Genomic DNA, 24427 nt, shown 5'->3' with positions numbered 1-24427 from the left:
GCGGCTCAGCTCTCGCTCTGCCGGATGACCAGTGTGCCACCCTGCCGCAGCGCCACCACGCGGCCGGGCAGGTTGATGGCGCGCTGACCGCGCCAGCCGGTGACGAGCCGGTCCGTCTCCTCCACGTGCCGTGCGAAGAGGGAACCCGAGGGGGCGCCGGCGTCCACGGCGGCCCGGCGCAGCACCCGGCGCCGGACGGCGGGCGGCAGCGCGCCCAGCGGTGTGACGTCCAGCACGACGGCGTGCGCCTGTCGCGTCGCGCCGCCGTGCTCGGGCCCCCCGGAGGGGGTGACACGGACGGTCCGTTCGGCCTGCGCGGCCCAGGCGTCCAGGGCGTCCGCGTCGTCCCGGGAGAGCTGGGCGGTGCGCGCCAGCGCCTCGATGACGCCCTTGCCCAGGGCCTTCTCCAGCGTGGGCATCGCCTCGTGACGTACCCGCGAACGGGTGAACGCCGGGTCGGCGTTGTGCGGGTCGTCCCAGACGGGAAGCGACTGGACCATGCACGCGCGGCGTGTCGTCTGCCGGTCGACGGCGAGGAACGGGCGGCGGTAGCGGCGCTCGGCCCCGGAGCCGCCCGCCGGTGAGGCGGAGACGGCGGCCATCCCGGCCAGCGAACGGGTGCCTGAGCCGCGGGCGAGGCCGAGCAGCACCGTCTCCGCCTGGTCGTCCCGGGTGTGCCCGAGGAGGACGCAGACGGCGCCGGAGCGGAGGGCGGCGGCGTCCAGCGCCGCGTAGCGGGCCTGCCGGGCGGCGGCCTCGGGCCCGGCGCCGCGCCCCACCGTGACGGCGACCGTCTCCACGGGCGCGAGACCGAGGGCGGTGAGGCGTTCGGCGACCTCGTCGGCCCGGACGTCCGAACCGTCCTGCAGCCCGTGGTCGACGGTCACGCCGCCGGCCCGCAGGCCGAGCCGGGGCGCCTCGAAGGCGAGGGCGGAGGCGAGTGCCATGGAGTCCGCACCGCCGGAGCAGGCCACCAGCACGAGGGGGGCGGGCGGGGGTGGGGACGCGGCGGGGACGGCCGTGCCGTCCGCCGTGTCGGCGAGCACGTCCTGAAGGGTGCGGCGGACCGCCAGGCGTATCGCGGCGACCGCGGGATGAGGACCCATGTCCGTTCACTTCCTCAAGGCTCTGGGAGCTGCGGAACAGCGAGACGCTGCCGTCAGCGGGGACGCCGCCCACCGACCCGGTCACTGATCACGCTGGGTGTGTCGATGGTGACAGAGGTGGACGGCGGCTCCGAGCATCGCACGCGGCCACACCCGCCCACGGTCCCTCGGACGGGTGATTTCCCGGCTCAGGAGTCCGCAGGCCGGTGCACCCGGGCCACCCAGGCGGCCGGTTCGGCGATCTCCGCGCGCGTCGGGAGCGTGTTGGGGGACGTCCACACCCGGTTGAGGCCGTCCATGCCGACCCGGTCCACGACGGCCCGCACGAAGCGGGCGCCGTCCCGGTACTGGCGCAGCTTGGCGTCCAGGCCGAGCAGCTTCCGCAGCACGAGGTCGAGGCGGCTCGCGCCCGTCTGGCGGCGCTTCTGGAACTTCTCGCGGATCTCCCCCACCGCCGGGACGACCGACGGCCCGACGCCGTCCATGACGTAGTCGGCGTGCCCCTCCAGCAGCGACATGACGGCGGTGAGGCGGTCCAGGACCTCCCGCTGGGCGGGCGTCTGCACGAGGTCGACGATGCCGCGACCGCCGTCGTCGTCGCGGAGCCCGCCGTCGCCGCCCTCGCCCGCGCCGTCGCCGCGGCCGCTCGCGAAGGCCTGGCCCACCTCCCGCAGCCGCTCCAGCAGCGTGGACGGGTCGATGTCGGCCTCGGACAGGAAGGCGTGGATCTCGCCCTCCAGGTGCTCCCGCAGCCAGGGCACCGCCGTGAACTGCGTGCGGTGGGTCTCCTCGTGCAGGCTCACCCACAGCCGGAAGTCGTGCGGCGGGACGTCCAGCTCGCGCTCGATGTGGACGATGTTCGGGGCGACGAGCAGCAGCCGCCCGCCGCCGCCGGGCGCCGAGGGCAGCTCGGCCGAGGGCGGCGCGAACGTCTCGTACTGGCCCAGCACTTTGGAGGCCATGAAGGAGAGCAGCATCCCGATCTCGACACCGGCGAGCTTGCCGCCGACCGCGCCGAGGACCATGCCGCCGGGGGCCTTGCTGCGGCGCTCGTGCATCTTCTCCAGCAGCGGGACGAGCAGCTGGCGGAAACCGGCCACGTTGGCCCGGATCCAGCCGGGCCGGTCGACGACGAGGACGGGGACGGGGGTGTCGGCCGCCGGCCCCTGCGGGGTCAGACCGGTGAAGGAGCGCACGTGCTCCTCCGACGCCTTGGCGTGCCGGCGCAGCTCCGCGACGACGGCCCGCGCCTCCTGGCGGCTCACCTCCGGGCCCGGCCGCACGAGGCGGGTCGCGGTCGCGGCCGCGAGGTTCCAGTCGACCATGCGGTCGGGGCTGTCGGGGCTGCTCAGCGGGTTCACGGGCTCTCCACCGTCCGGGGGCCGGGACTCGTCATGCCTTCACCGTACGGCGTCCGTGGTGCCGGGCACAGCCGATCAAGGGCGGCACCCCCCGGGGGGACGCCTCCGGAGCGGCCCCCCCCCGAGCGGCGTCAGCGGCAGCCGCAGGCGGCCACGGTGGCCGCGAGCCGGTCCAGCGCGGCGTGCGCGGCGGCACGCTCCTGGGAGCCGGTGGTGAGGAAGGCGAAGGACAGCAGCCGCCCGTCGGCGTCCACGACGGTGCCCGCCAGGGCGTTCACCCCCGTGAGGGTGCCCGTCTTGGCGCGGATCAGCCCGGCGGCGTCCCGGGTGGTCTCACCGGTGTACCGGCCGCCGAGGGTGCCGGTGAAGCCGGCGACGGGCAGGCCGGTGAGGACGGGACGCAGCTCGGGGTGGTCCGGGTGGGCGGCGGTGGCCAGCAGCGAGGCCAGGAACGTCGCCGTCAGCCGGCTGTCCCGGCTGAGCCCGCTGCCGTCCGCGAACCGCGCGCCGTCGACGGGCAGCTCCAGGCCGCCGAGGACGTCGGCGGTGGCCGCCCGGGCGCCGTCGAAGTCGGCGGACTCGCCGACGGCGGTGGCGGTGTGCCGGGCGAGGGCCTCGGCGAGGTCGTTGTCGCTGCGCGTGAGCATGCGCTCCACCAGGGCGGACAGCGGCGCCGAGCGGGAGACGGCCAGCTCCCGGGCGTCCCGGGGCGCCTTCGCTTTCGCCGTCGTGCGCGTGGTGACGTCCCGCTCGGCGAGCAGGGCGGCGAAGCGGTCGGCGGCCGCCTCGGCCGGGTCGGCGGCGCGGGGCGCCGGGCCGCTGGTCGAGTCGTCGGTGCGGGCGGCGTTGAGCATCAGCGGGCTCAGCGGCGCGATGTTGGTGTTGACGCCGATGGGGTGCCGGGCGGGGCCCGTCCAGCGGGAGACGTCGTAGGCGACGGCGCGTGGCTTCAGCCCGGCCTCCCGGACGGCCTCGGCCGTGGCGTCGGCCAGGGCGGCCAGGCGCTTCTCGTCCAGGGTCGGGTCGCCGCCGCCGACCAGGACGACGCGGCGCTCCTCCTCGTCCCACACCGTGCGGGTCGCCAGCCGGTGGTCGGGGCCGAGCGCCGTGAGCGCGGCGGTCGCGGTGGCCAGCTTGATGGTGGACGCCGGGACGACGGGCCGGTCGCCGCCGGACCGGAACAGCACCCGGCCGGTCGCCACGTCGACGACGGAGGCGGTCACCGTCTTCCCCAGGGCCTCGTCGTCGAGGCCGTCCTCCAGCGCCTCGGCCAGCCCCGCGCGGGTGGGCGGGGCGCCCTCCGGCCCCACCGGGCCCAGGACGGGGGCGGCGCTCGGGGCCGGTTCGGGGGCGTTCGCCCCGGCCCGGCCGGGCGGGCGGGCGTCGTCGGTGTGGCGCACGCCACTGTCCGGCTCCTGGCTGACCGCGCGGGAGCGTTCGGCCGTACGCTGACCCGAGTCCCACGGTCCCGCGGCGGCCACCGCGCCCAGGGACACCGCGAGGCCGACGGCGGCCGAACCCGCCGTCAGCCCGAGGGTCCGCCGCTCGGGCGGCACCGTCCGCCAGCGCCGTCGGACGCGCCGGGCCCACGCCGTACCGGCCCGCCAGGCCGTGCCACGGAACGTGCTGTTCGATCCGTCACCGGCCGTACCGCGCACCTCGGACCAGCCCCTTTCGCGAGCACACACCTGCGTGGGGGACACTTAATCACCAGAGAATGTGTTGATCACGGAGGAGCCTCCCAGTGGAGTTCGACGTCACCATCGAGATCCCGAAGGGTTCGCGGAACAAGTACGAGGTGGATCACGAGACCGGGCGCATCCGCCTGGACCGTCACCTGTTCACCTCGACCGTCTACCCGGCCGACTACGGGTTCGTCGACGGCACCCTGGGCGAGGACGGCGACCCCCTCGACGCGCTCGTGCTGCTGGACGAGCCGACGTTCCCGGGCTGCATCATCAAGTGCCGTGCCATCGGCATGTTCCGGATGACGGACGAGGCGGGCGGCGACGACAAGCTGCTCTGCGTCCCCGCGTCCGACCCGCGCATGGAGCACCTGCGCGACATCCACCACGTGTCGGAGTTCGACCGGCTGGAGATCCAGCACTTCTTCGAGGTCTACAAGGACCTGGAGCCCGGCAAGTCGGTGGAGGGCGCCAACTGGGTCGGCCGGACCGACGCGGAGGCCGAGGTCGAGGCGTCGGTGAAGCGGCTGGAGGCCAGCGGCGGCGCGCACTGACGCCACCGGCCAGCGCGGCCGGCCGAGGCGGCCGACGCGCGACGCGCACGGGCGCGTCCCCTCGCGGGGGCGCGCCCGTCGTCGCGTCAGAAGCCCCGGGTGCGCTTGGCGGCCCGGCGGCCCGGGAGCGGCGTCTCGACGCCGGGTGAGGTGATGAACAGCCGGGCCAGCTCGCCGCCGAGGTTCACCCCGATGGCGATGGCCAGCGCCAGTGCCGCCGCCGTGGAGAGGTACTGGACGCCGCCGTTGACGTTGCCCTGGGCGATGTTGAGCAGCCCGTAGTACGTGGCGCTACCGGGCAGCAGCGGACCGATCGCGGCCGTGACGTACGGCAGGGCGGACTCCCACTGGTAGCGGGACATCAGCTGGCCGAACAGCCCGACCAGCCCGGCCGCCGTGACGGTGGCGAAGACGGGGTCGAAGTCCGCCGTGTGCGCGAGCACGCCGTAGACCAGCCAGGCGACGCCGCCGTTGAGGGTGGCCCACACGACCGTGTCCCGCTGCTGCTGGAGCATCACGCAGAACGCCAGCGCCAGCAGGGTGGCCGCCATCAGCTGGACGCCGGGCCGTTCGACGCGGACCGAGTCGACCGGCGGGAAGTCGCCGCCGAACTGGTCGCCCACGTAGAGGATCATCAGGACGCCGCAGACGATGCCGACGACGAGGTACACCACTTCGAGCAGGCGGGCCGACGCGGTGATGTAGAAGCCGGTCAGCCCGTCGTGGACGGCGGCGACGAGTGCCCGCCCGGGGATGAGCGCGAACAGTCCACCGGTGACGACGGCCGCCGCCCGCGCGCCCTCCAGCAGGGGGTGCTGGACGAGCATGACCATGACGCCCATCGCGGCGGGCGGCATGGCCGCCGCCGCGAACTGGTAGAACTCCGGCAGACCCCGGCTGGAGCAGATCCAGGCCAGCCGGTCGCCGAGCATCGCCCCGATCGCCGCGAGCACGAACACCGTGGGGCCGCCGCCGACGAGCGTCGACGCCGCGCCGGCCAGGACTCCGCTGGCGAGGGTGAGGGCGTTCTTGGAGTACGGGTGCCGGTTGCGCCGCATGTCGGCCAGGCGCCGGTACGCCTCCTCCAGCGAGATCTCCTCGCTGGAGGAGGTGATGTCCGAGACCAGCCGGTAGACGGCCGCCAGCCGGGTGTAGTCGGTGCCGCGACGCCGCACCGTGCGGCTCAGCGTCACCGGGTCGTCCACCAGCGACGGCTGGTGGGTCATGGAGATGAGGGTGAAGGTGACGGTCGGCTCGCAGCGGTCGAGGCCGTAGGCGTGGGCGATGCCGAACATGGCGGCCTCCACGTCCTCGGCGCCCTCGCCCCCGGCGAGCAGCAGCTCGCCGATGCGGAGCGTGAGGTCGAGCACGCGGGGCACGGAGACGGCCGGCTCGTCCTCGCTCTTCGGCCGCCGCTCGGGGGGCGCGGGACGCTCGCCGAGCGGCAGCCGGACCATGGTGCGCATCCGGTCCTGCCAGGGCGCGTTCTGCTTCACGAGCGCGCCGAGGATCGGGATGCCGGTGGCGGGGGTGAAGTGGCCGTACTCGGCGGTGCGGAGGTCCCCCGGCTCGCGGAAGGCACTGCCCGGCTGCTCCTGGGCCGGCGGACGGAAACCCTCGGGCAGGGCGAACTCCGAGGTGGGGTGCTCACTCTCGGGGGGCGAGGGGGGCAGGGGGACGCCCAGCGGCGGGGTGAACGCGCTGTGTGCCTCGTCCGACTGCGGCTTGGTGTCCTCGGGCTCCTCACCGTTGCCGGGGTGCTGCTGCCTCCTGTGGTCCGCGGCCACGTCCCTTCGTCTCCCTCCTCTCTTCGGATCGTCCTCCAGCAGCATAGGCACGTGGCGTGCGGAACCGCCGGGCCGGTGGGGTGGTCAGCGCGAGGGCGCACCGGGGGGAGTGTGGCCGTGACGGACGGCGTTGGCCACGATGGCGTCGCGCACGTAGGCCGCCATCCCCGGGCGGATCGCCTCGTAGTAGGCGGTGAAACGCGGGTCGGCGACGTACATCTTTCCCAGCCCGGTGTGGATGTCGTAGGTGCAGTCGTAGCTGGTGCGGCACAGGAAGAGCCGGTGCTCCTCCGCGAGGTCCAGCACCTCCGCCGCGTCCGGGGGCGTTCCGGCGTCGAGGTGGGCGGCGATCCTTCCGTGGATGCCGTCGAACTCGGCCATGAAGGCCTTCCAGTCCTCCTTCGTGGAGGACGCCGCGCGGCGCTGCGACTCCGCCCAGGCGTCGGTGTCGCCCCAGCGCTGCTCGGCCTCCTCGGCGTACTGCTCGGGGTCGAAGTCCCCGAAGACCTCGAACTTCTCCTCGGGGGTGAGGTTGATGCCCATCTTCCGTGCCTCCATGGCGTGCTGGACGGCGTCGGCCATCTGCCGCAGCCTCTCGATGCGCCCGGTCAGCAGCGCGTGCTGCCGCCTCAGGTGCGCGCTCGGGTCGGCCCGCGGGTCGTCGAGCAGCACGGCGACCTCCTCCAGCGGGAAGCCGAGCTCCCGGTAGAAGAGGATCTGCTGCAGCCGGTCGAGGTCGGCGTCGCTGTACTTGCGGTGCCCGGCGCGGGTGCGCTCGCCGGGCACCAGCAGGCCGATCTCGTCGTAGTGGTGCAGCGTGCGTACGGTGACGCCGGCGAATCCGGCGACCTGCCCGATGGCGTAGCTCACAGCCGTCTCCTGGTGTGGTTGACGCCTCCACCGTGCCGCCTCACGTCGCGTGAGGTGCAAGCCCGGGCACGTCCGGATCAGCCGGCGGCCGCCTCCGAGCGCTCGGCGTGGGCCTCGCCCCGGGCCTCGGGCTGGGCCTCGGCGACCAGATCGAACGCGCTCTTGCCGTCGATCGTCTCCCGCACGACGTCGGCGTGGCCCGCGTGCCGGGCGACCTCCTCGATGAGGTGCAGCAGCGCCCAGCGCCACGAGCGGGGGCCGCCGGCGTCCCACGGCGCCTCGGGGAGCAGGAAGGTCTCGTCCATCGACGCCACCCCCCGCACCGCCTGCTCCGTGTCCGAGGCGATCCCGTCGTACAGGGCCAGCACCCCCGCGACGGTCTCGCCCTCCTCGCGCTGGAAGCTCCTCGACCACTCCGCCAGCACGGCGGGGTCGGTGTAGTCGACGGGCTCACCCGTCATCGTCCGCAGCCAGCCGCGCTCGCACAGGGCGACGTGCTTGATGAGCCCCGCCACCGAGCACGCGCTCGCCGAGGGGGCGGACCACGCCTGCTCCTCGGTCAGGCCGAGCACGGCCCGGCGGACGCCGCCGCGCTGGGCGTCCAGGTAGGACAGCAGGGCGCCGCGTTCGTCGCCGTGGGCCTCGGGAGCAACAGGGGTGGGCATAGCGCGTCACCTTTCGGAGGAAGTCGGGGGCCGCCCGGTGCGGGCGGCCCCTCCGACAGGAAGAACGCTACGGACCCTTGCGGTCAGCTCCTGTCCTCGATCAGAACGGGAAGGTGCTGCGGCCGTGCTGGACGCCGACCCACTTCTCCACGGTGAACGCGTGGACGAAGTGGTCGCCGTTGAGCCGTCCGAGACCGGAGCTCTTCTCGCCGCCGAACGGCACCACGGGCTCGTCGGCGACCGTCCCGTCGTTGACGTGGACCATCCCGGTGCGGATGCGGCGGGCGACGGCCACGCCCCGCTCGACGTCGGCCGTGTGCACCGCGCCGCTCAGCCCGTAGCGGCTGTCGTTGGCGACGCGGACGGCCTCGTCCTCGCCGTCCACCGGGATGATCACGGCCACCGGGCCGAACATCTCCTCGGTGAGCACGGGCGAGTCCGCCGGCACGTCGGTGAGGACGGTGGGGTGGACGAGGTTCCCCTCCACCCGGCCGCGCACGAGCGCGGTGGCGCCCGCTGCGACGGCCTGCTCGACGAGGGTGTTGAGCCGGTCCGCCTGCGAGGAGTTGATGAGCGGGCCGATGACGGTGCGCGGGTCGCTCGGGTCCCCGCAGGCGAGGGTGCGCACCTTGGCGGTGAACTTCTCGGTGAACGCGGCCGCCACGGACCGGTCGACGATGATCCGGTTGGCGGCCATGCAGACCTGGCCCTGGTGGACGTAGCGGCTGAAGACGGCAGCGTCCACGGCGTAGTCGAGGTCGGCGTCGTCCAGCACGACGAAGGCGCTGTTGCCGCCCAGCTCCAGGACGGCGTGCTTGAGGTGGGCGGCGGCGACGGTCGCCACGTGCCGGCCCACCCGGTCGGACCCGGTGAAGGAGATGACCTTCGGGACCGGGTGCTCCAGGAGGGCGTCGTCGATCTCGGCCAGGTCGGTGACGACGACGTTCAGCACGCCGCCCGGCAGGCCGGCGTCCTCGAAGATCCTGGCGAGCAGCGTGCCGCCGACGACGGGCGCGTCCTCGTGGGGCTTGAGGACGACCCCGTTGCCCAGGGCCAGCGCCGGGGCGACGGACTTCATGGCCAGGAAGAGCGGGAAGTTGAAGGGGGCGATGACCCCGACGACGCCGACGGGTTCGCGGTAGAGGCGGTTCTCCTTGCCGTCGACGGGCGAGGGGAGGATGCGGCCGTCCGCGCGCAGGGCGATGGCCATCGCCTCGCGCAGGGCTTCCTTGGTGAGGTGGAGCTCGAACGCCGCCTTGAGCCGGGTGCCGCCCAGCTCGGCGATGATCGCTTCGGTGATCTCCTCCTCGCGCTCCTCGATGAGGCGTACGGCCCGCTCGAAGACGAGACGCCTGGTGTAGGGGCTGATGCCGGCCCAGGTCACCTGGTGGCGTTCGGCGGCGCGGTACGCCTGGTCGATCTCCGCGGCCGTCGCCACGGTGATGGAACACAGCTTCTCGCCGTTGTAGGGGTTGAGGTCGATGACGTCCCAGGAACCGCTCCCGGACCGCCATTCACCGTCGATGTACTGCTGCGCCAGGTCCGTGAAGTAGGGCATGTCGTTCCTTCGTGGGGTTCCTTCATGCGTAAGGAGAGAGAACGCCTCTGATGCCACGTCATCGTACGTGCAGCTCAGGGGAGTTGGCGGACCTTGTGCAGATGTTCCCGGGTGTCGCGCGGGGAGAGACTGCCGTCCTCGATGAGCCGGTCGAGGACGGCGCCGTAGGCGGCCACCTCTTCCGGCTTGTCCAGATAGAGCGAGCCGGTGAGCTGCTCCAGGTAGACGAGGTCGGGGATCTCCGGCTCGGGAAAGCGCAGCACGGTGAAGGCGCCGGACTCGGCGGGGTGGCCGCCCAGGTCGAAGGTGACCACCTGGAGCTGGATGTTGGGCCGTTCGGAGAGGTCGATGAGGTGCTGGATCTGCTTGTCCATGACGGCCGGGCCACCGAAGGGCCGGCGCAGGACGGCCTCGTCGAGGACGCAGCGCAGGACGGTCGAGTTCTCCTGGAAGAGGATCTTCTGCCGCTCCATGCGCAGGGCGACGCGCCGCTCGATCTCGGCCTTCGACAGCCGCGTCGCCCTGTGGCCGCTGGACACGACGGCGTGGGCGTACTCCTCCGTCTGGAGCAGGCCGTGCACGAACTGGACCTCGTAGGTGTCGATCTGGGAGGTGGCGCCCTCCAGCCCGACGTAGGTCTGGAACCAGGACGGCAGGACGTCGTTGTAGCTGTGCCACCAGCCCGCGACGCTCGAGTCCTTCGCCAGGTTGAGCAGCGGTTCCCGTTCGGCGTCGTCCGTGACGCCGTAGAGCGTCAGCAGATCCGCGACGTCCCGTGCCTTGAAGCTCACCCGACCCAACTCCATCCGGCTGATCTTGGACTCGGAAGCGCGGATGGAGTACCCGGCGTCCTCCCTCGTGACGCCGCGACTCTCGCGCAGGCGCCGCAGCTGCGAGCCGAGCAGTATCCGGCGGACCATCGAGCCGTTGGACCCGCCTGCCCCATTTGATCCGCTTGCCACCGGAAAACTCCTTATCTGATCAGACAAGCACCCCCGCCCGGGGATCAGTCTGCCATCTTCGGGCTTCATTGCGTGCCCAAGTGGTTACACAGAATCGAAAGTTCTTCGTGCACGTGCATCTGCCCTTGCATCCGCCGCAAGCATTCGGAACCATGGACATTGCCCAAGTGCACTAAGTGCCAACAGATTTGGGTTCCCGCGCCATCCGGGGACGCAACAGCCGTCACAGTCAGGGGGACCTCGTTCATGGGGACTGAAGGAACGACGGTGCTCGATCCGTTATGGCGTAGCCTCCCTCCGCAGGACGCCGGAACCCTGTCCGGGTCGGCCTCCTGCGCCCTTCCCCCACACTTCGAAGCCGTACGCGCGGCGCGCGAGTTCACCCGCGTCACGCTGTCCGGATGGGGACTGGACGGGGAGTGCGACAACGTCACCCTGGCCGTCTCGGAGCTCGTGACGAACGCCCTGCGGCACGGCCTGCCGTGCGCGGCGGCCACCCCGACGGACCCGCCGGTGCGGCTGCACCTGATGCGGTGGGCGTCCCGGCTGGTGTGCGCCGTGCGCGACCCGAGCCGGGAGGCGCCCGTCTCCGGCAACCCGGACGCGGCGGGCTTCTCGGAGGGAACCGCCGAGTCGGGCCGGGGCCTCTTCCTGGTCGAGGCGTTCAGCGACAGCTGGGGCTGGCAGCCCCTGCACGGGACACTGCCGGGCAAGGTCGTCTGGGCCCTGTTCCGGGTGGCGTCCCCCGCGACGTAGCGGGCCGCCCGGAAGGGACCCGAGGCGACACGACAGCAACGGCACGCGGGAGGGGCCGGACGGCGGACGTCCGGCCCCTCCCGCGTGCAGCGATCCGCCCCCGGCCGGTCGGTCAGCCGACCGGTCAGTCGCGTATGAGGTGGTCGAACTCCCCGTCCTTGATGCCGAGCAGCATCGCCTCCACCTCGGCGGGCGTGTAGACGAGCGCCGGGCCCTCGGGGAAGCGGGAATTGCGCACCGCGACGTCACCGCTGGGCAGCTTGGCGAACTCCACGCACGTGCCCTGCGAGTTGCTGTGTCGGCTCTTCTGCCAGCTGACCCCGGACAGGTCCGCTGCGGCCATGCCGTTGTACGCCTGCTGCATAGGACTCTCCCGGGTAGGTCAATGCCGGTTGCGCGGTCAACTATGCGGGATCATAACGTCGTTCAATTGCATCTGCATGTGCCGATGCACGTGCACGACAGCGGGTTGCGGCCCGGCTACCGCCTGAGACCTGAGAAGGGCGCGCAGGGTCACCCGTGGGCCTACGCACCGGTAGACGCAGTGAGCGCGCGCCGGGTTCCCCCGTCGGCGGCCCGCAAACCGGCCGTCAGCGCGAGCCGTACGGCAACAGGGCCACCTCCCGGGCGTTCTTGATCGCGCGGGCCAACTGCCGCTGCTGCTGGGCCGTGACCCGCGTCACCCTGCGGCTGCGGATCTTGCCGCGGTCGGAGAGGAACCTCCGCAGCAGGTCGGTGTCCTTGTAGTCGATGTAGACGATGCCCGCCGCGTCCAGCGGGTTCGGACGCGGCCGGGCGGGCTTGCGGGGTTCGTGGCGACGGGGCACTGGGACGGTCCTTCGGTTCGGGTTCGCGGCCGGGAGGGGCCGTGCGGGGCGGGACGGTTCGGCCCCGGTCAGGAGACGGGGTCGAGGAGGGCGTCGAACGCGCGGGGCAGCGCCTGCCAGGCGGCGGGCCCGGCCGCGTACTCGGCGTCCGTCAGGAGGCAGGAGTCCAGGACGGCGACGAGATTCTCGCGGTCGAGGTCCGGTGAGGTGAACACCAGGTGCTGGCAGCGGTCACCGTGGACGGGGTGCCAGTCCAGGGCGGCGGCCGCGCGGCGGGTCGCGGGCACGAGCTCCCAGGCGGCGTCCGGCAGGGACGCCAGCCACGGCCCCGCGCTCTCCACGCACAGGGCTCCCCCGGCGGCGTCCCAACTCAGCAGCGTGTCGGGGCGGTCGGCCAGCCAGAACCGGCCGCGGCTGCGCGCCGCAGCACAGCACAGGTCCTCCAGCGCCGCGTACAGCCGCCCGGGGTGGAACGGCCGGGCCCGGCGCCAGACGAGCGTGCCGACGCCGCCGTCCCCGTCCTCGGCGCCGGTGCGCTCCGGGCCCTCCGTGTCGTGCGGCAGCAGGGCGGAGGCCGGGTGCTGGCGGGCCGCCGCCGCCTCGACGTCGAAGGGGCGTCCGGCCGAGGTGACGGCACCGGGGAACGCCGCGTCCTCGACGCGCACCCGCCGGGCGCCCGGGGTGAGCTGGGCCAGCAGCGCGTGGTCCTCCGCGTCGCCCGGCTCCGGCCCGTCGGCCAGCACGAGGAGCTCCGGGTACTCCAGCTGCCGGGCGAAGGTGTCCGCGACCGTGCGGCGGTCGCTCGCGGCGGCGGCGAGCCCGGCCTCGGCGAGGTCGTCGCCGTTGCCGAGGCACGGCAGCATCAGCGCCGGGTCGACGGCGGTGACGACGCCGGTCAGCCGGACGTCCGCGCAGCCGCAGCCCGCGACGACCTCCGCCATGGAGCGCGGCTCGACGGAGTCCCACAGCTCGACGACGGCCAGCCGGTGCGCGCCCGCGCGGGCGAGCCGCTCCAGCTCGGGGACGAGGTCCTCGCGCAGGGCGCAGCAGGCGCAGTCGCCGACGAGCGGTGTGTGCCCGGCGTCCAGCACGCCGCCGTGCTCGCGGACGGTGCGGCGCACCGTTCCCCCGGGGGCGTCGGTGAGGTCGTGGTGGAGGGCGACGCTGCCGGGGACGGTGGCGAGCATCCGGTCGACGGCGGCCCGGCGGGCGTCGGCGTGCATGCCGGCCACGATGACGACGGGCAGCATCAGCGGGCCTCGCGACGGGCGTAGCGGCGCTCGAAGCGCTCGACGCGGCCGGCGGTGTCCAGGACGCGGGCGGTGCCGGTGTAGAAGGGGTGGCTCGCGGAGGAGATCTCCACGTCCACCACCGGGTAGGTGGCGCCGTCCTCCCAGGTGACGGTCCGGTCGCTGGTGGCGGTGGACCGGGTCAGGAAGGCGAATCCGGCGGCGCGGTCGCGGAAGACGACGGGCCGGTACGGGGGGTGGATGCCGGGCTTCACGGGGGGGGGTGCTCCCTTCGGGAGGGCGGGCGGGACCGGCAACGCCGGTCGGGGTCGGTCGGGGTCGGGCGGGGATCAGCGCTCTTCGCGGAACTCGACGTGGCGCCGGGCGACGGGGTCGTACTTGCGCAGCCGGAGCCGGTCGGGGTCGTTCCGGCGGTTCTTGCGCGTCACGTACGTGTAGCCGGTGCCGGCGGTGGACCTGAGCTTGATGACGGGGCGGACGTCGGTGCGTGGCATGCGGGGTACTATACACAAACGAAAATCATGTTCATTAACGCTGCGAAGGAGCTCCGCCTTGTCCGCTCACTGCCAGCTCACCGGCCGCGCGCCGGTCTTCGGCCAGCAGATCTCCCACTCCCACCGGCGCTCGTCGCGCCGCTTCGACCCGAACATCCAGCGCAAGCGCTACTGGCTGCCCAGCGAGCGCCGCCACGTGCGGCTGACGCTCAGCACCAAGGGGCTGCGCACCGTGGACGCCATCGGCATCGAGGCCGCCGTCGCCCGCATCCGGGCCCGCGGCGGGAAGGTCTGAGGGAACACCGTGGCGAAGAAGAGCAAGATCGCGAAGAACGACCAGCGGCGGGCCGTCGTCGCCCGGTACGCCGCCCGGCGGGCCGAGCTGAAGCGCGTCCTCGCCGATCCGACGACCCCGGAGGAGGAGCGGACGGCCGCGCGGCGGGAGCTGCGGCGCCAGCCGCGTGACGCCAGCGCCACCCGTGTCCGCAACCGCGACTCCGTCGACGGCCGCCCGCGCGGCCACCTGCGGGCGTTCGGCCTCTCCCGGATCCGGCTGCGGCAGATGGCCCACGCCGGGGAGCTGCCCGGGGTCCGCAAGTCGAGCTGGTGACGGACCGCCCCGGGCCCGGCCTCCTCGCACGCCCGGGCCCCGGGGCGCCCGCGCCACGCCACGCCACACCGGAACACCTTGACCTGAAGTCCGGTTGAACTCCTAGCGTCGGGACCCCACTCACCACCCGCCGCGCCGGAGGCCCGGATGTCGATGCACATGACCGCGTGGAACGCCCTCTACAACGCCCGCCACGCCAGCGAGGACCGACGCCCCTTCTCCCGGGCCACCCTGCGGCGTATCGCGGTGTTCGCCCGGCCGCACCGGCGGCTCATCGGTTTCTTCCTGGTCTTCAGCACCGTCGCCGCCGTGTTCGCGGTGGCGACGCCCCTGCTGGCCGGCCGGGTGGTGAACGTCATCGTCGCCGGGGAGGACCGCCGCACCGTCGTCCTGCTCGCCGTCCTCATCGCCCTGATCGCCGTCGCGGAGGCGGCGACGGGGCTGCTGACGCGCTGGCTGTCCGCCCGCATCGGCGAGGGCCTGATCCTGGACCTGCGCGGCGCCGTCTACGACCACGTGCAGCGGATGCCCGTCGCCTTCTTCACCCGCACCCGCACCGGGGCCCTCGTCAGCCGTCTCAACAACGACGTGATCGGAGCCCAGCGGGCCTTCAGCGACACCCTCTCCGGGCTCGTCTCCAACCTCGTCACGCTGCTGCTGACGCTCGTGGTGATGCTCCAGCTGTCCTGGCGCGTCACGCTGTTCGCCCTCGTCCTGCTCCCGCTCTTCGTCCTCCCCGCGCGGCGTATGGGGACCCGGCTCGCCCGGCTGTCGCGGGAGGCCGCGAACCACAACTCCGTGATGAGCACCCGGATGACCGAGCGGTTCTCCGCCCCGGGCGCGACGCTCGTGAAGCTGTTCGGGCGGCCGGAGGAGGAGTCCGCCGAGTTCGCACGGCGGGCCGCGGAGGTGCGGGACATCGGTGTGCGCATCGCCATGCTCCAGATGTCGTTCGTCACGGCGCTCACCCTCGTCTCCGCCCTGGCCCTCGCCCTCGTCTACGGACTCGGCGGCTGGCTCGCCGTCGGGGGCGGGCTCGCCGCCGGCACCGTCGTCTCGCTCGCCCTCCTGCTCACCCGCCTCTACGCCCCGCTGACGGCGCTGGCCGGGGCCCGGGTCGAGGTGATGACCGCGCTGGTGAGCTTCCAGCGCGTCTTCGAGGTGCTGGACCTCAAGCCGCTGATCGAGGAGGCGCCTGACGCCGTCCCGGTCCCCCCGGGCCCGGCCTCGATGGAGTTCGACGCCGTCGACTTCGGCTACCCCGCCGCGACGGCGGTCTCCCTCGCCTCACTGGAGGAGGTCGCGACGCTGGACGCGCGCGGCGGTGAGCGGGTGCTGCACGGCGTCTCCTTCCACGCGCGGCCCGGGGAGATGGTCGCGCTCGTCGGTTCCTCCGGTGCGGGCAAGTCCACCGTCGCCCAGCTCGCCGCGCGGCTGTACGACGTCGACGGCGGCGCCGTCCGCGTCGGCGGAACGGACGTGCGCGACCTGACGGCCGAGTCCCTGCGGCGGACCGTCGGGATGGTCACCCAGGACGGCCACCTCTTCCACGACACGATCCGCGCCAACCTCCTCCTGCCCCGCCCCGACGCGAGCGAGGAGGAGATGTGGGACGCCCTGCGCCGCGCCCGGATCGACGCGCTGGTCGCCGCCCTGCCCGACGGCCTGGACACGGTCGTCGGCGAACGCGGCTACCGGCTCTCCGGCGGGGAGCGGCAGCGCCTGACGATCGCCCGGCTGCTGCTCGCCCGGCCCCGCGTCGTGATCCTGGACGAGGCCACCGCCCACCTCGACTCGACCTCCGAGGCGGCCGTGCAGGAGGCCCTGACCGAGGCGCTGAGCGGACGCACCGCCGTGGTGATCGCCCACCGGCTCTCGACGGTCCGTCAGGCCGACCAGATCCTCGTCCTGGAGGCCGGCCGCATCGTGGAACGCGGCACCCACGAGGAGCTGCTGGCCCGTGCCGGGCGCTACGCCGAACTGCACCGCACCCAGTTCGCCGCGTCCGCCCCCGCCGTAGGCGGGTGACGGCCCGCCACCCCGGCCCAGCGCCCCGGCCCAGCACCCCGGCGCGAGCGCCGGGGTGCTGGGCCGGACGGCGCAGCCGCGCGCGCGGGGTTGCGGGAACCGGCCGACGATGGTGGGACCTACAGCCTCGCGCGGGGAGAAAGCGCCGTGAACTTCAGCTACGAGCAACTACGCCGCTGCACCGTCGCCGTCGACCTGGGCGCGGACCGGACGCGGGTGTACCTCAAACACGCCGGGGTCGTCGTCGACGAACCGTCGGTCGTCGCCGTCAACACCAGGTCCGGCGCGCTCATCGCCGTCGGCACTCCGGCCCAGCGGATGTACGGGCGGACGCCGCCGCAGATCCGGGTCGTCCGGCCCGTCGCCGACGGAACCGTGCACGACGTCCAGATGGCCCAGCGCATGCTGCGCGCCATGGTCGGGGAGAAGGTCCGCCGGGCCTGGCGCCGCCGTCCGCTGCTGCGGGCGGCCGTGTGCGTCCCCCACGACGCCGACCCCCTCGCCCAGCGGGCCGCGGTGGCGACCCTCACCGGGCTCGGCTGCCGCCGGGTGGAGCTGGTCGACACGCTCTTCGCGGCGGCCGTGGGGTGCGGTCTGCCGGTGGAGCGTCCCGAGGCGACCATGGTCGTGCTCTGCGGGGCGGACACCACGCAGGTCGCCGTCCTCTCGCTGGGAGCGATCGTCGCCGCGGCACAGGTCGGCGTCGGCGGCGAGACCCTGTACGGCGCGGTCGGCCGTCACCTGCGCAACCGCTACGAGCTCTCCATCCCCTCCGAAGCCGTGCGCGGCCTGCACGCCGAGGTCACCGCCGGCGGCACGGGCGGGCTGCCCGGCGACCCCGGCGGCCTGGTCGTGCACGGTCGCGACGCGGCCACCGGGCTCGCCCGCACGGTGCAGATCGACGCCCACGAGGTGGACGCGGCGACGCACGGCCCGCTCATGGCGGTGCTGGACACCATCCGCGGCGTGCTGCACCGCTGCCCGCCCGACCTCGTGGCCGACCTCGCCGACCGGGGCGTCATGCTGGCCGGCGGCTACGCCGACCTTCCGGGGCTGGCGGACCGGTTGCACCGGGCGACGTCCATGGCGGTGCACGTCGCCGACGCCCCGGCGGCCGCGGCGGTCAGCGGCGTCACGGCGATGATCGAGGGCCGGGTGCGCCCCCTGCTCTCCCTCGACGCCCTGCCCTGACCCCGCGTGCGCCCGACGGAACGGGCCCGGTCGCCATGTCCGCATGGCGACCGGGCCCGCGCCGTGCCGAGGGCGGCCGGTCAGCGGGTCGCGGGGAGCCGGAAGCGGCGGGCCGGGCGGCGGGGGCGGTGCTGTGTGGGCCGCGGCGGCCGCGGGTGCTGGGGGCGGATGACGCCCGGTCCGGGGTCAAAGCCGATGTCGGCCGGCTCCTCGGATCCGGTCAGCACCTCGTGGAGCCGCTGGACGTCGTCCGGCAGGTCGCGGCGCCAGCCCACCGACACCACCGGCCACAGCGCGAGCATGCCGCCCGTGAGCCAGGACGTGACCTGCACCCCCACCCGGCAGCCCGGGCCCTGCGGCCACAGCCGGAAGTCGTAGCGCGGCACCTGGGTGCCCAGCGGGGTCCACATGCGCTGGCCCAGGAACCCGATCAGGCGGCCGGGCTCGAACGCGCAGCACTCCAGCCGGAAGTCGCGGTGCCGGCCCGGGAAGCGGTAGCGGTAGACGCACCCTTCACCGCACCGGGGGCCGAAGGGATCGGTGCCCCGGATCTCCATGACCCCGGAATGCCAGCGCGGCAGATTCCGTCCGTCGGCCAGGAAGCCGAAGACCTCGTCGACGGGCAGGGGGATAGAGACGTAGACCTGCACCTGCGGCATAGCGGCACCTCCTACGAGCGGGCCACGCGGCGATGCGCGCGCACCCGCTCCCCGGCCCGGGTGTACCTGTGTGCTTTCAGGCTGAGGTGATTTGTAAGCAATGTCCCGTCTGGTTGACCCATTCGGGCGATGACTCCCGGTTCGTATACCCCACCCGGCGGGACGCACGCGCCACAAACCGCGCGAATCGCCGCGACGCCGACACCGGGCGGGACCGGTGCCGGCGTCGCGGCGAACAGCTGAGGTGACGGGGGCTCAGGAGCCCTACGGAGCGGGGGTGGCGAGGAGGAGGGCGAAGCGCCCGCCCTCGTCCGTCCACCAGTGGCGGACGTCGAACCCCGCCCGTGCCAGCTCGGCGGTGAGGCCGTCGCGGCGGAACTTCACCGAGATCTCCGTGCGCAGCTCCTCCCCGCGTTCGAAGTCGACGGTGAGGTCGAGCGCGGGCACCGGCACCGTCTGCGCACGGCGGGAGCACAGCCGCATCTCGATCCGGGACTCCTGCGCGTTCCACAGGGCGCGGTGGTCGAACGCGTCGGGGTCGAAGCCCGCGTCCAGCTCCCGGTTGAGCACGTGCAGGACGTTCTTGTTGAACTCGGCGGTGACCCCCTGCGCGTCGTCGTAGGCGGGGACGAGGACGTCGGCCGGCTTCACGAGGTCCGCGCCCAGCAGCAGCCCGTCCCCGGGCCCGAGCTGCGGGCGCAGCGCGGCGTAGAAGGCACGGCGGCCCGCGTCGTCCAGGTTGCCGAGGGTGCCGCCGAGGAAGGCCACGAGCCGGGGCCCCTTCCCCGGCAGCGTGAGGTCCACCTCGTAGTCGGTGACGGCCGCCGCGACCGTGAGGCCGGGGTAGTCCGCCGTCAGGGCGCCGCCCGCCGCGACGAGCGCGTCCTCGCTGACGTCCAGTGGCGCGTACAGCCGCAGGGTGCCGCGCGCGGTGAGGGCGTCCAGCAGGAGCCGCGTCTTGCGGGAGGAGCCCGAACCGAGCTCGACGAGGGTGGCCGCCCCGGCCGCCCCGGCGATCTCGTCGGCCCGCTGCCGGAGGATCGCGTGCTCGGCGCGGGTGGGGTAGTACTCGGGCAACCGGGTGATGCGCTCGAAGAGTTCGCTGCCGCGCCCGTCGTAGAACCACTTGGGCGGCAGGGTCTTGGGCTGCCCGGTCAGGCCCTTGAGGACGTCGGAGCGCAGCGCCTCGGCCTGGTGGTCGGCGGGAAGGCGGCGGGTGAGGCTGAAGCGGTCGGAGCTGCTGGTCATGCCGAGGTGGTCCTCTCCGGGGCGGGGGCTGCGGGCTGCGGACGGCCGTCCGGCCGCCCGGCGGTTCCGGGCGGCGGCTCCGGCCGCCGCGCGGCGGCGTCGAGCGGAGCGGTGCGCACGGCCGTGGGCGTGGCCCGCAGCACGGACCCCTCCGGCACCTCCTGCCACCCGTCGCGCGCGTCCGGCTCGGAGGCGACGGTGACGCCGCCCTCGGCCGTCCGGTACCACAGCGTGTCGCCGTGCCGGGTGGCCGTGACGGTGCGGCCGTCGGTGACGAGGAGGTTGAGCCGCGCCCCGGGGCGGACCGCCGCGACGCGCAGCACCAGGTCGGCCAGGACGGCTCCGGCCGGCTCGCCCGCGCGCAACCGGGCCCGCGCCAGCGTCCACAGCAGCGCGGAGTCGCAGCGGGACTCCAGCGCGAGCAGCTCGGCGGCGGGCGGACGCACCGACGGCGCGAGGTCGTCCACGAGATGGGTCCAGTCGGGCACGGCACCGTTGTGGCTGTAGAGCCACGGGCCGTCCGCGTAGGGCGCTGCGGCGCTCTCGTCCTGCGTCGTGCCCGCCGTGGCGTCGCGGACGGCCGCGAGCACCGCGTGGCTGTAGACGGCGCGGCCCAGGTCCGGCAGGTTCCCGTCGGCCCATATCGGCACCGCACGCCGGTAGCGGGCGGGCCGCTCCCCCGCGCCGGGCGGGTACCAGCCGACGCCGAACCCGTCGGCGTTGACCGTGCCGTACCGCTGCCGGCGCGGCGCCCACGCCTGCTCGTACAGCCCGTGCCGGACGCCGGTGAGCAGCCGGGCCAGGGGAACGGGAGGCCCCAGGTAGGCGAGATGACGGCACATCAGGCACGCTCCGGCCGCCGGGCGGCGGTGGCGTCGGCGGTATCGGTGGCACGGGCCGTGCGGAAACCGGCGAAGATCTGCCGCCGGACCGGGTAGTCCCAGTTGCGGAACGTCGTCCGGCAGGCCACGTGCGCGGTACCGAACGAGCCGCCGCGCAGGACCTTGTAGTCAGCGGCCCCGGCGCTCCCGGCCGAACCCGCCCCCGCCGGGAAGAAGACCTCCGAGTACTCCGGGTACGGGTACGCCTCGAAGCCGGGGTAGGGCGTGAAGTCGGAGGCCGTCCACTCCCAGACGTCGCCGAGCAGCTGCCGCGCGCCGCAGGGCGCCTCGCCCAGCGGGTAGGCCCCGGCCGGCGCGGGCTCCAGGTGACGCTGGCCGAGGTTGGCGTGCTCGGGCCCCGGATCGGCCTCGCCCCAGGGGTAGCGGCGGGAACGGCCGGTGGCGGGGTCGTACCGGGCGGCCTTCTCCCACTCGGCCTCGGTGGGCAGCCGCCGCCCGGCCCAGCGGGCGTAGGCGTCGGCCTCGTACCAGCTGACGTGCAGCACCGGGCTGTCCGGCGGCACGGGCTCGACGCGGCCGAAGCGCCGACGCGTCCAGCCGTCGCCGTCGCGGCGCCAGAAGAGGGGCGCGCGCAGCCCGGTGCGAAGCACGTGGGCCCAGCCGTCCGGGTGCCACCAGCGCGGCTCGTCGTAGCCGCCGTCGTCGATGAACGCGGCGTAGGCGCCGGCGGTGACGGGCGTGGTGTCCAGCCAGAAGGCGGGGACGTCGACGCGGTGGGCCGAGCGCTCGTTGTCCAGGGCCCAGGGGTCGTCGTCGGTGCCCATGGTGAACGGGCCGCCGGGCACGAGGACCTCCGGCGGCGGGGTGCCGTCCGGCACGCCGGGCGGGGGCGGCGCGTGCAGCACGGCCGGGCCCCGGCGCAACTGGTGCGTGGCCAGCATCGTCTCGTCGTGCTGCTGCTCGTGCTGGGCGATCATGCCGAAGACGAACGCCGAGCGGGTGAGCCGTTCGGCGTCCGGCGGCGCCTTCTCCAGCACCTCCAGCGCCTGGGCGCGGACCTCGGCCACGTAGCGGCGGGCCTCCGTCGGCGGCAGCATCGGCAGCCCCGGCCGGTCGGCGCGCGGGGTGAGGAACGCGTCGTAGACGGGGTCGAGGTCCGGGCGGACGCCGGGACGGCCGCCCGCCCGGCGCAGCAGCCACAGGTCCTCCTGGTTGCCGATGTGGGCCAGGTCCCAGGCCAGGGGGGACATGAGAGGCGAGTGCTGGGCGGTGAGCCCGTCCTCGTCCAGGCAGTCGACGAGGCCGAGGGTGCGCGCCCGGGCCGCCTCCAGGGCCGCGAGCGCACGGGCGGCGCAGGCCTCGGGGGCGGTGTCCGGGTGCGGTGAGGGGACGACGGCGGGCGTGGCCACGGGCGCGCCCGCGACCGCGTCGGTCGGCGTCGCGTGGCGGGCGGGTACGGCGGACATCAGGCGGCTCCTCGGTGGACGTCGGCCGGGCAACGGCCACGATCGGCGTAACGTTCGGCGAACTCGGCGACGGCCCGGTGCGCGGTGCCGCCGTCCGCCGTGGTGGCGAGCGCGGACTCGGCGGCGGCCACGCAGGCCCGCACCGCCGGGCCGAGCAGCGGATCGGCGGGCCCGTAGCGGGCGGCGCGCAGCCACAGGGCCGGGCCGGGCGGTCGGGCGGCCAGGGGTTCGGTGGCCGCGAACGCGGCGGCGGCGGCGCGCGGATCGTCCAGCAGCGTCGCGGCGACCGCCGTGGCGGCGACCCAGCCGTCGCCCGGCTGGGCGTCCATCATGCGCAGCTCCAGCCAGCCGCGCGGGCGGACGGGCGGGAAGAGGGTGCTGAGGTGGTAGTCCAGGTCGGCCCGCGTGGGCGGCCGTTCGGCGCAGTCGCCGCGCAGCCAGTCGCGGAAGGTCAGCCGGGGTGGCGCCGTCCAGTCCGCGCCCGGGCCGTCGTGTTCGCGGCGCAGGCACAGCAGCGGGGCGTCGAGCGCGTAGCGGGCCCACTCGCTCCGCGGCGGGCCGCCCAGGCGCGGCGGACGGGTGCGTCCGGGGTCGGTGTGGTACCAGATGCGCTGCCGGGTGGAGGCCCAGCCGGTGCGGCGGCCGTTCCAGCGCGGCGAGTTGGCGAAGGCGGCGACCAGGACGGGGCCGAGCCGGTGGACGAGGTCCCAGCGCCGCCGGTAGCCGGTGGGGCCGTCACCCTCGTCCCCGGCGTCGAGGCTGACCTGCACGGCGGCGGTGCCGCGCATCATGGCCCGCCCCCAGGGGCCGAGCCGGTCGAAGTGGGCCTCCATGGCCCGGTACCGCGGGTGGTCGAGCACCCTGGGCGGTGTGCGGAAGGGGTTGAGCCCGTGGCCGTGCAGCCCGGCCCCGGCGGCGGCCAGCGCCTCGCGGACGACGGCGAGGTCGGTGGCGGCGAGGCTGAGGCAGGCGGCCAGCGAATCCCCCGGCGGGCTGCTCAGCTCCAGTTGGCCGCCCGGCTCCCGGGTGATGCGGCTGCCGCCGGGCAGCCGCCCGGGGGTGCCGCCCGGCAGGAACGGGGCGAGCGCGGCGTCGATCAGCCGGACGGGCACCGCGCGGGCGGGGTCCTCCCGGTCGCGGACGTGCCACTCCAGTTCCACCCCGACCCGTCGGGGCGGGCCGGTCTTGAAGCAGATGCCCCCGATGTACGACGCGGCCTGCGCCTCCGTCAGCCCGGCGGCGCCGGGGTCGGGTGCGGTCCGGACGGGCCCGGGGCGGGCGGCGTCGCCGGTGTCGGTATCGGTGGGGATGCGCGGTCCCTCGGAACGGGGATCGGGACCACTGTCGGCGTTCTGTACCACGGTGTCCACGGCAACTCCTCCCGGAACGGCGGACCACGGGACGGGGCACACAATCACCCTTACTGCCCGTCCCAGCTGTCCGGTGAAACCTGTGTCCGAAACCGGTCGCAGCAGGCGACCGGAGTGCGCCGGCGGCTACTCCGCCCGGCGCGCGGGGTCGATGACGGAGAAGGGCGAGCCCCACGGGTCGACGACGGCGGCCACCCGTCCGAAGGGGCTGTCGGCGGGGCCCGCCCGCACGTCCCCGCCGAGCCGCTCCACGACGGCGACGGCCTCGTCGCAATCGCGAACGCCGAAGTGCACGTCGACGTAGGCCGGGGGCTCGGCCGGCCGGTCAGCCGTCGTGCGGCGGCGGGCGGCGACCAACTCCCCGTCCGCCTCCCACCCGGCCACGTCGCCCCCGGCCTGTGGCAGCGGACGCGCCGTGAAGGGAAAGACGGCGGGGTAGAACGCGTCCGCCTCCTCGGGTTCGCCGGTGCGCACCTCGGCCCACGCGAACGCGCCGGGCACCCCGCGCTTGCCGAACCCCGGGTGCCGCCCGGCCTGCCACGCGCCGAACACGGCGCCGCCCGGGTCGCGGGCGACGCACATCCGGCCGATGTCGAAGATGCTGGTGGGCCCCATCACGACGGCGCCGCCCCCGGCGCGGACCCGCTCGGCCGTCGCGTCGGCGTCCCGGGAGGAGAAGTACAGCGTCCAGGTGGTCGGCCAGTCCTCCTGGCCCGGCAGCAGCGGTGCCAGCGCGGCGACGGCGGCCCCGTCCGAGCGGGCCTCCGTGTAGTTGCCCAGCGCGTCGCCACCGTCGACGAACGTCCAGTCGAGGAGCTCGCCGTAGAAGTGCTCGGCCGCGTCCAGGTCCGCCACCATCATGTCGGCCCAGCAGGGGACGCCCTCAGGTCGTGCGGGCATGACCTTGCCTTCCGCTCGCCGGCTCCTGGTCCGGAGCCCTCACCGGATCACGCTAGCGGCGAACCGGCCGCCCCGCAGGCCGGAAACCCCCGCCCGGGCGGCCCGCACGGCGGCACGGTCCGGTGCGGAGATTCTGTGATGCTTCCGTGAAGGTGGCCGCTCGGGGACGTGTGGTCATGGAAATGGCGGGTAGGCGGACCGCCGTCCACGGAACGAATCCAGGGAGGGCTCGCGTGAG

General features: G+C 74.4%; 25 protein-coding genes. 6 read left to right on the top strand and 19 right to left on the bottom strand.

Annotated features, from left to right (window positions below; translation table 11 throughout):
* Window positions 1-5 precede the first annotated feature (5 nt).
* From tilS to dacB, 3 genes are all read right to left on the bottom strand, one after another.
* On the bottom strand, window positions 6-1106 hold the full coding sequence (gene tilS / locus V6D49_RS15130) for a tRNA lysidine(34) synthetase TilS (RefSeq protein ID WP_340560251.1): 1101 nt from the start codon (window positions 1104-1106) through the stop codon (window positions 6-8).
* Between the two features lie 188 nt (window positions 1107-1294).
* The gene (locus V6D49_RS15125; protein WP_340564035.1) at window positions 1295-2431 is read right to left on the bottom strand and encodes a zinc-dependent metalloprotease; all 1137 of its coding nucleotides are present in this window, start codon (window positions 2429-2431) and stop codon (window positions 1295-1297) included.
* A gap of 167 nt (window positions 2432-2598) precedes the next feature.
* On the bottom strand, window positions 2599-4125 hold the full coding sequence (dacB, locus tag V6D49_RS15120) for a D-alanyl-D-alanine carboxypeptidase/D-alanyl-D-alanine endopeptidase (protein WP_340560250.1): 1527 nt from the start codon (window positions 4123-4125) through the stop codon (window positions 2599-2601).
* A gap of 86 nt (window positions 4126-4211) precedes the next feature.
* On the opposite strand from dacB, the gene V6D49_RS15115 reads away from it, so the two are divergent.
* On the top strand, window positions 4212-4706 hold the full coding sequence (locus V6D49_RS15115) for an inorganic diphosphatase (protein WP_340560249.1): 495 nt from the start codon (window positions 4212-4214) through the stop codon (window positions 4704-4706).
* 86 nt (window positions 4707-4792) lie between these two features.
* Here the strand turns inward: V6D49_RS15115 and V6D49_RS15110 are convergent, their stop codons facing one another.
* The 5 genes from V6D49_RS15110 to V6D49_RS15090 all read right to left on the bottom strand — a co-directional run bounded on the left by V6D49_RS15110 (window position 4793) and on the right by V6D49_RS15090 (window position 10506).
* Window positions 4793-6538 carry a threonine/serine ThrE exporter family protein gene (locus tag V6D49_RS15110; RefSeq protein WP_445330644.1) on the bottom strand — a complete coding sequence of 582 codons (1746 nt, stop codon included), beginning with the start codon at window positions 6536-6538 and terminating at the stop codon, window positions 4793-4795.
* Between the two features lie 39 nt (window positions 6539-6577).
* The gene (locus V6D49_RS15105) at window positions 6578-7363 is read right to left on the bottom strand and encodes a MerR family transcriptional regulator (RefSeq protein WP_340560247.1); all 786 of its coding nucleotides are present in this window, start codon (window positions 7361-7363) and stop codon (window positions 6578-6580) included.
* A gap of 77 nt (window positions 7364-7440) precedes the next feature.
* Window positions 7441-8028, bottom strand: a complete 588-nt coding sequence (locus V6D49_RS15100; RefSeq protein WP_340560246.1) for a DinB family protein — start codon at window positions 8026-8028, stop codon at window positions 7441-7443.
* A 100-nt stretch (window positions 8029-8128) separates the two neighbouring features.
* The gene (locus V6D49_RS15095; protein WP_340560245.1) at window positions 8129-9586 is read right to left on the bottom strand and encodes an aldehyde dehydrogenase family protein; all 1458 of its coding nucleotides are present in this window, start codon (window positions 9584-9586) and stop codon (window positions 8129-8131) included.
* Window positions 9587-9660: 74 nt separating this feature from the next.
* On the bottom strand, window positions 9661-10506 hold the full coding sequence (locus V6D49_RS15090) for a helix-turn-helix domain-containing protein (protein WP_340564033.1): 846 nt from the start codon (window positions 10504-10506) through the stop codon (window positions 9661-9663).
* A gap of 288 nt (window positions 10507-10794) precedes the next feature.
* On the opposite strand from V6D49_RS15090, the gene V6D49_RS15085 reads away from it, so the two are divergent.
* Entirely contained in the window at window positions 10795-11304 is a 510-nt protein-coding gene (locus V6D49_RS15085; RefSeq protein ID WP_340560244.1) for an ATP-binding protein, read from the top strand.
* A gap of 124 nt (window positions 11305-11428) precedes the next feature.
* Here the strand turns inward: V6D49_RS15085 and V6D49_RS15080 are convergent, their stop codons facing one another.
* From V6D49_RS15080 to rpmG, 5 genes are all read right to left on the bottom strand, one after another.
* On the bottom strand, window positions 11429-11668 hold the full coding sequence (locus V6D49_RS15080) for a DUF397 domain-containing protein (RefSeq protein ID WP_340560243.1): 240 nt from the start codon (window positions 11666-11668) through the stop codon (window positions 11429-11431).
* A 226-nt stretch (window positions 11669-11894) separates the two neighbouring features.
* Window positions 11895-12131, bottom strand: a complete 237-nt coding sequence (gene rpsR / locus V6D49_RS15075) for a 30S ribosomal protein S18 (protein ID WP_340560242.1) — start codon at window positions 12129-12131, stop codon at window positions 11895-11897.
* Window positions 12132-12199: 68 nt separating this feature from the next.
* Entirely contained in the window at window positions 12200-13381 is a 1182-nt protein-coding gene (locus tag V6D49_RS15070) for a CobW family GTP-binding protein (RefSeq protein ID WP_340560241.1), read from the bottom strand.
* Window positions 13381-13635, bottom strand: coding sequence for a type B 50S ribosomal protein L31 (locus V6D49_RS15065; protein WP_340560240.1), 255 nt, complete (start codon window positions 13633-13635; stop codon window positions 13381-13383). The genes V6D49_RS15070 and V6D49_RS15065 overlap by 1 nt, the downstream gene beginning before the upstream one ends.
* A gap of 75 nt (window positions 13636-13710) precedes the next feature.
* Window positions 13711-13875 (bottom strand): 50S ribosomal protein L33, encoded by a 165-nt coding sequence (rpmG, locus tag V6D49_RS15060; RefSeq protein WP_340560239.1) that lies wholly within the window; start codon window positions 13873-13875, stop codon window positions 13711-13713.
* A 58-nt stretch (window positions 13876-13933) separates the two neighbouring features.
* Between rpmG and rpmB the strand changes: the two genes are divergently transcribed.
* From rpmB to V6D49_RS15040, 4 genes are all read left to right on the top strand, one after another.
* On the top strand, window positions 13934-14170 hold the full coding sequence (rpmB, locus tag V6D49_RS15055; RefSeq protein WP_340560238.1) for a 50S ribosomal protein L28: 237 nt from the start codon (window positions 13934-13936) through the stop codon (window positions 14168-14170).
* Window positions 14171-14179: 9 nt separating this feature from the next.
* On the top strand, window positions 14180-14485 hold the full coding sequence (rpsN, locus tag V6D49_RS15050; RefSeq protein WP_340560237.1) for a 30S ribosomal protein S14: 306 nt from the start codon (window positions 14180-14182) through the stop codon (window positions 14483-14485).
* 147 nt (window positions 14486-14632) lie between these two features.
* A complete protein-coding gene (locus tag V6D49_RS15045) occupies window positions 14633-16513 on the top strand; it encodes an ABC transporter ATP-binding protein (protein WP_340560235.1) in 1881 nt (626 codons plus the stop codon).
* Window positions 16514-16660: 147 nt separating this feature from the next.
* Window positions 16661-17704 (top strand): rod shape-determining protein, encoded by a 1044-nt coding sequence (locus tag V6D49_RS15040; protein ID WP_340560234.1) that lies wholly within the window; start codon window positions 16661-16663, stop codon window positions 17702-17704.
* Window positions 17705-17784: 80 nt separating this feature from the next.
* Here V6D49_RS15040 and V6D49_RS15035 read toward each other — a convergent pair whose 3' ends face one another.
* From V6D49_RS15035 to V6D49_RS15010, 6 genes are all read right to left on the bottom strand, one after another.
* Window positions 17785-18363 (bottom strand): SRPBCC family protein, encoded by a 579-nt coding sequence (locus V6D49_RS15035; RefSeq protein ID WP_340560232.1) that lies wholly within the window; start codon window positions 18361-18363, stop codon window positions 17785-17787.
* Between the two features lie 264 nt (window positions 18364-18627).
* Window positions 18628-19611, bottom strand: coding sequence for an L-histidine N(alpha)-methyltransferase (egtD, locus tag V6D49_RS15030; protein WP_340560230.1), 984 nt, complete (start codon window positions 19609-19611; stop codon window positions 18628-18630).
* The gene (gene egtC, locus V6D49_RS15025; protein ID WP_340560228.1) at window positions 19608-20453 is read right to left on the bottom strand and encodes an ergothioneine biosynthesis protein EgtC; all 846 of its coding nucleotides are present in this window, start codon (window positions 20451-20453) and stop codon (window positions 19608-19610) included. Before egtC ends, egtD begins: the two co-directional genes overlap by 4 nt.
* A complete protein-coding gene (egtB, locus tag V6D49_RS15020) occupies window positions 20453-21919 on the bottom strand; it encodes an ergothioneine biosynthesis protein EgtB (RefSeq protein ID WP_340560226.1) in 1467 nt (488 codons plus the stop codon). The genes egtC and egtB overlap by 1 nt, the downstream gene beginning before the upstream one ends.
* Window positions 21919-23289, bottom strand: a complete 1371-nt coding sequence (egtA, locus tag V6D49_RS15015) for an ergothioneine biosynthesis glutamate--cysteine ligase EgtA (protein ID WP_340560224.1) — start codon at window positions 23287-23289, stop codon at window positions 21919-21921. The genes egtB and egtA overlap by 1 nt, the downstream gene beginning before the upstream one ends.
* Before the next feature lie 126 nt (window positions 23290-23415).
* Window positions 23416-24189 carry a VOC family protein gene (locus V6D49_RS15010; RefSeq protein ID WP_340560223.1) on the bottom strand — a complete coding sequence of 258 codons (774 nt, stop codon included), beginning with the start codon at window positions 24187-24189 and terminating at the stop codon, window positions 23416-23418.
* Between the last annotated feature and the right edge of the window lie 238 nt (window positions 24190-24427).

The organism is Streptomyces sp. GSL17-111, assembly GCF_037911585.1.
Classification (GTDB): Bacteria; Actinomycetota; Actinomycetes; order Streptomycetales; family Streptomycetaceae; genus Streptomyces.
The sequence above is the reverse complement of the archived record's forward strand: the minus strand, read 5'-3'. Positions and strand labels throughout refer to the sequence as shown.

What these genes read in the sequence shown, in the direction of transcription:
- V6D49_RS15125 (WP_340564035.1), bottom strand. Translation starts at nt 2,431, where the DNA reads ATGGTCGACTGGAACCTCGCGGCCGCGACCGCGACCCGCCTCGTGCGG.
- V6D49_RS15080 (WP_340560243.1), bottom strand. Translation starts at nt 11,668, where the DNA reads ATGCAGCAGGCGTACAACGGCATGGCCGCAGCGGACCTGTCCGGGGTC.
- V6D49_RS15045 (WP_340560235.1), top strand. Translation starts at nt 14,633, where the DNA reads ATGTCGATGCACATGACCGCGTGGAACGCCCTCTACAACGCCCGCCAC.
- V6D49_RS15010 (WP_340560223.1), bottom strand. Translation starts at nt 24,189, where the DNA reads ATGCCCGCACGACCTGAGGGCGTCCCCTGCTGGGCCGACATGATGGTG.
- V6D49_RS15110 (WP_445330644.1), bottom strand. Translation starts at nt 6,538, where the DNA reads ATGCTGCTGGAGGACGATCCGAAGAGAGGAGGGAGACGAAGGGACGTG.
- V6D49_RS15035 (WP_340560232.1), bottom strand. Translation starts at nt 18,363, where the DNA reads ATGCCGCAGGTGCAGGTCTACGTCTCTATCCCCCTGCCCGTCGACGAG.
- egtC (WP_340560228.1), bottom strand. Translation starts at nt 20,453, where the DNA reads ATGTGCCGTCATCTCGCCTACCTGGGGCCTCCCGTTCCCCTGGCCCGG.
- V6D49_RS15095 (WP_340560245.1), bottom strand. Translation starts at nt 9,586, where the DNA reads ATGCCCTACTTCACGGACCTGGCGCAGCAGTACATCGACGGTGAATGG.
- egtD (WP_340560230.1), bottom strand. Translation starts at nt 19,611, where the DNA reads ATGACCAGCAGCTCCGACCGCTTCAGCCTCACCCGCCGCCTTCCCGCC.
- V6D49_RS15070 (WP_340560241.1), bottom strand. Translation starts at nt 13,381, where the DNA reads ATGCTGCCCGTCGTCATCGTGGCCGGCATGCACGCCGACGCCCGCCGG.
- V6D49_RS15090 (WP_340564033.1), bottom strand. Translation starts at nt 10,506, where the DNA reads ATGGTCCGCCGGATACTGCTCGGCTCGCAGCTGCGGCGCCTGCGCGAG.
- egtB (WP_340560226.1), bottom strand. Translation starts at nt 21,919, where the DNA reads ATGTCCGCCGTACCCGCCCGCCACGCGACGCCGACCGACGCGGTCGCG.
- V6D49_RS15100 (WP_340560246.1), bottom strand. Translation starts at nt 8,028, where the DNA reads ATGCCCACCCCTGTTGCTCCCGAGGCCCACGGCGACGAACGCGGCGCC.
- rpmG (WP_340560239.1), bottom strand. Translation starts at nt 13,875, where the DNA reads ATGCCACGCACCGACGTCCGCCCCGTCATCAAGCTCAGGTCCACCGCC.
- tilS (WP_340560251.1), bottom strand. Translation starts at nt 1,106, where the DNA reads ATGGGTCCTCATCCCGCGGTCGCCGCGATACGCCTGGCGGTCCGCCGC.
- V6D49_RS15085 (WP_340560244.1), top strand. Translation starts at nt 10,795, where the DNA reads ATGGGGACTGAAGGAACGACGGTGCTCGATCCGTTATGGCGTAGCCTC.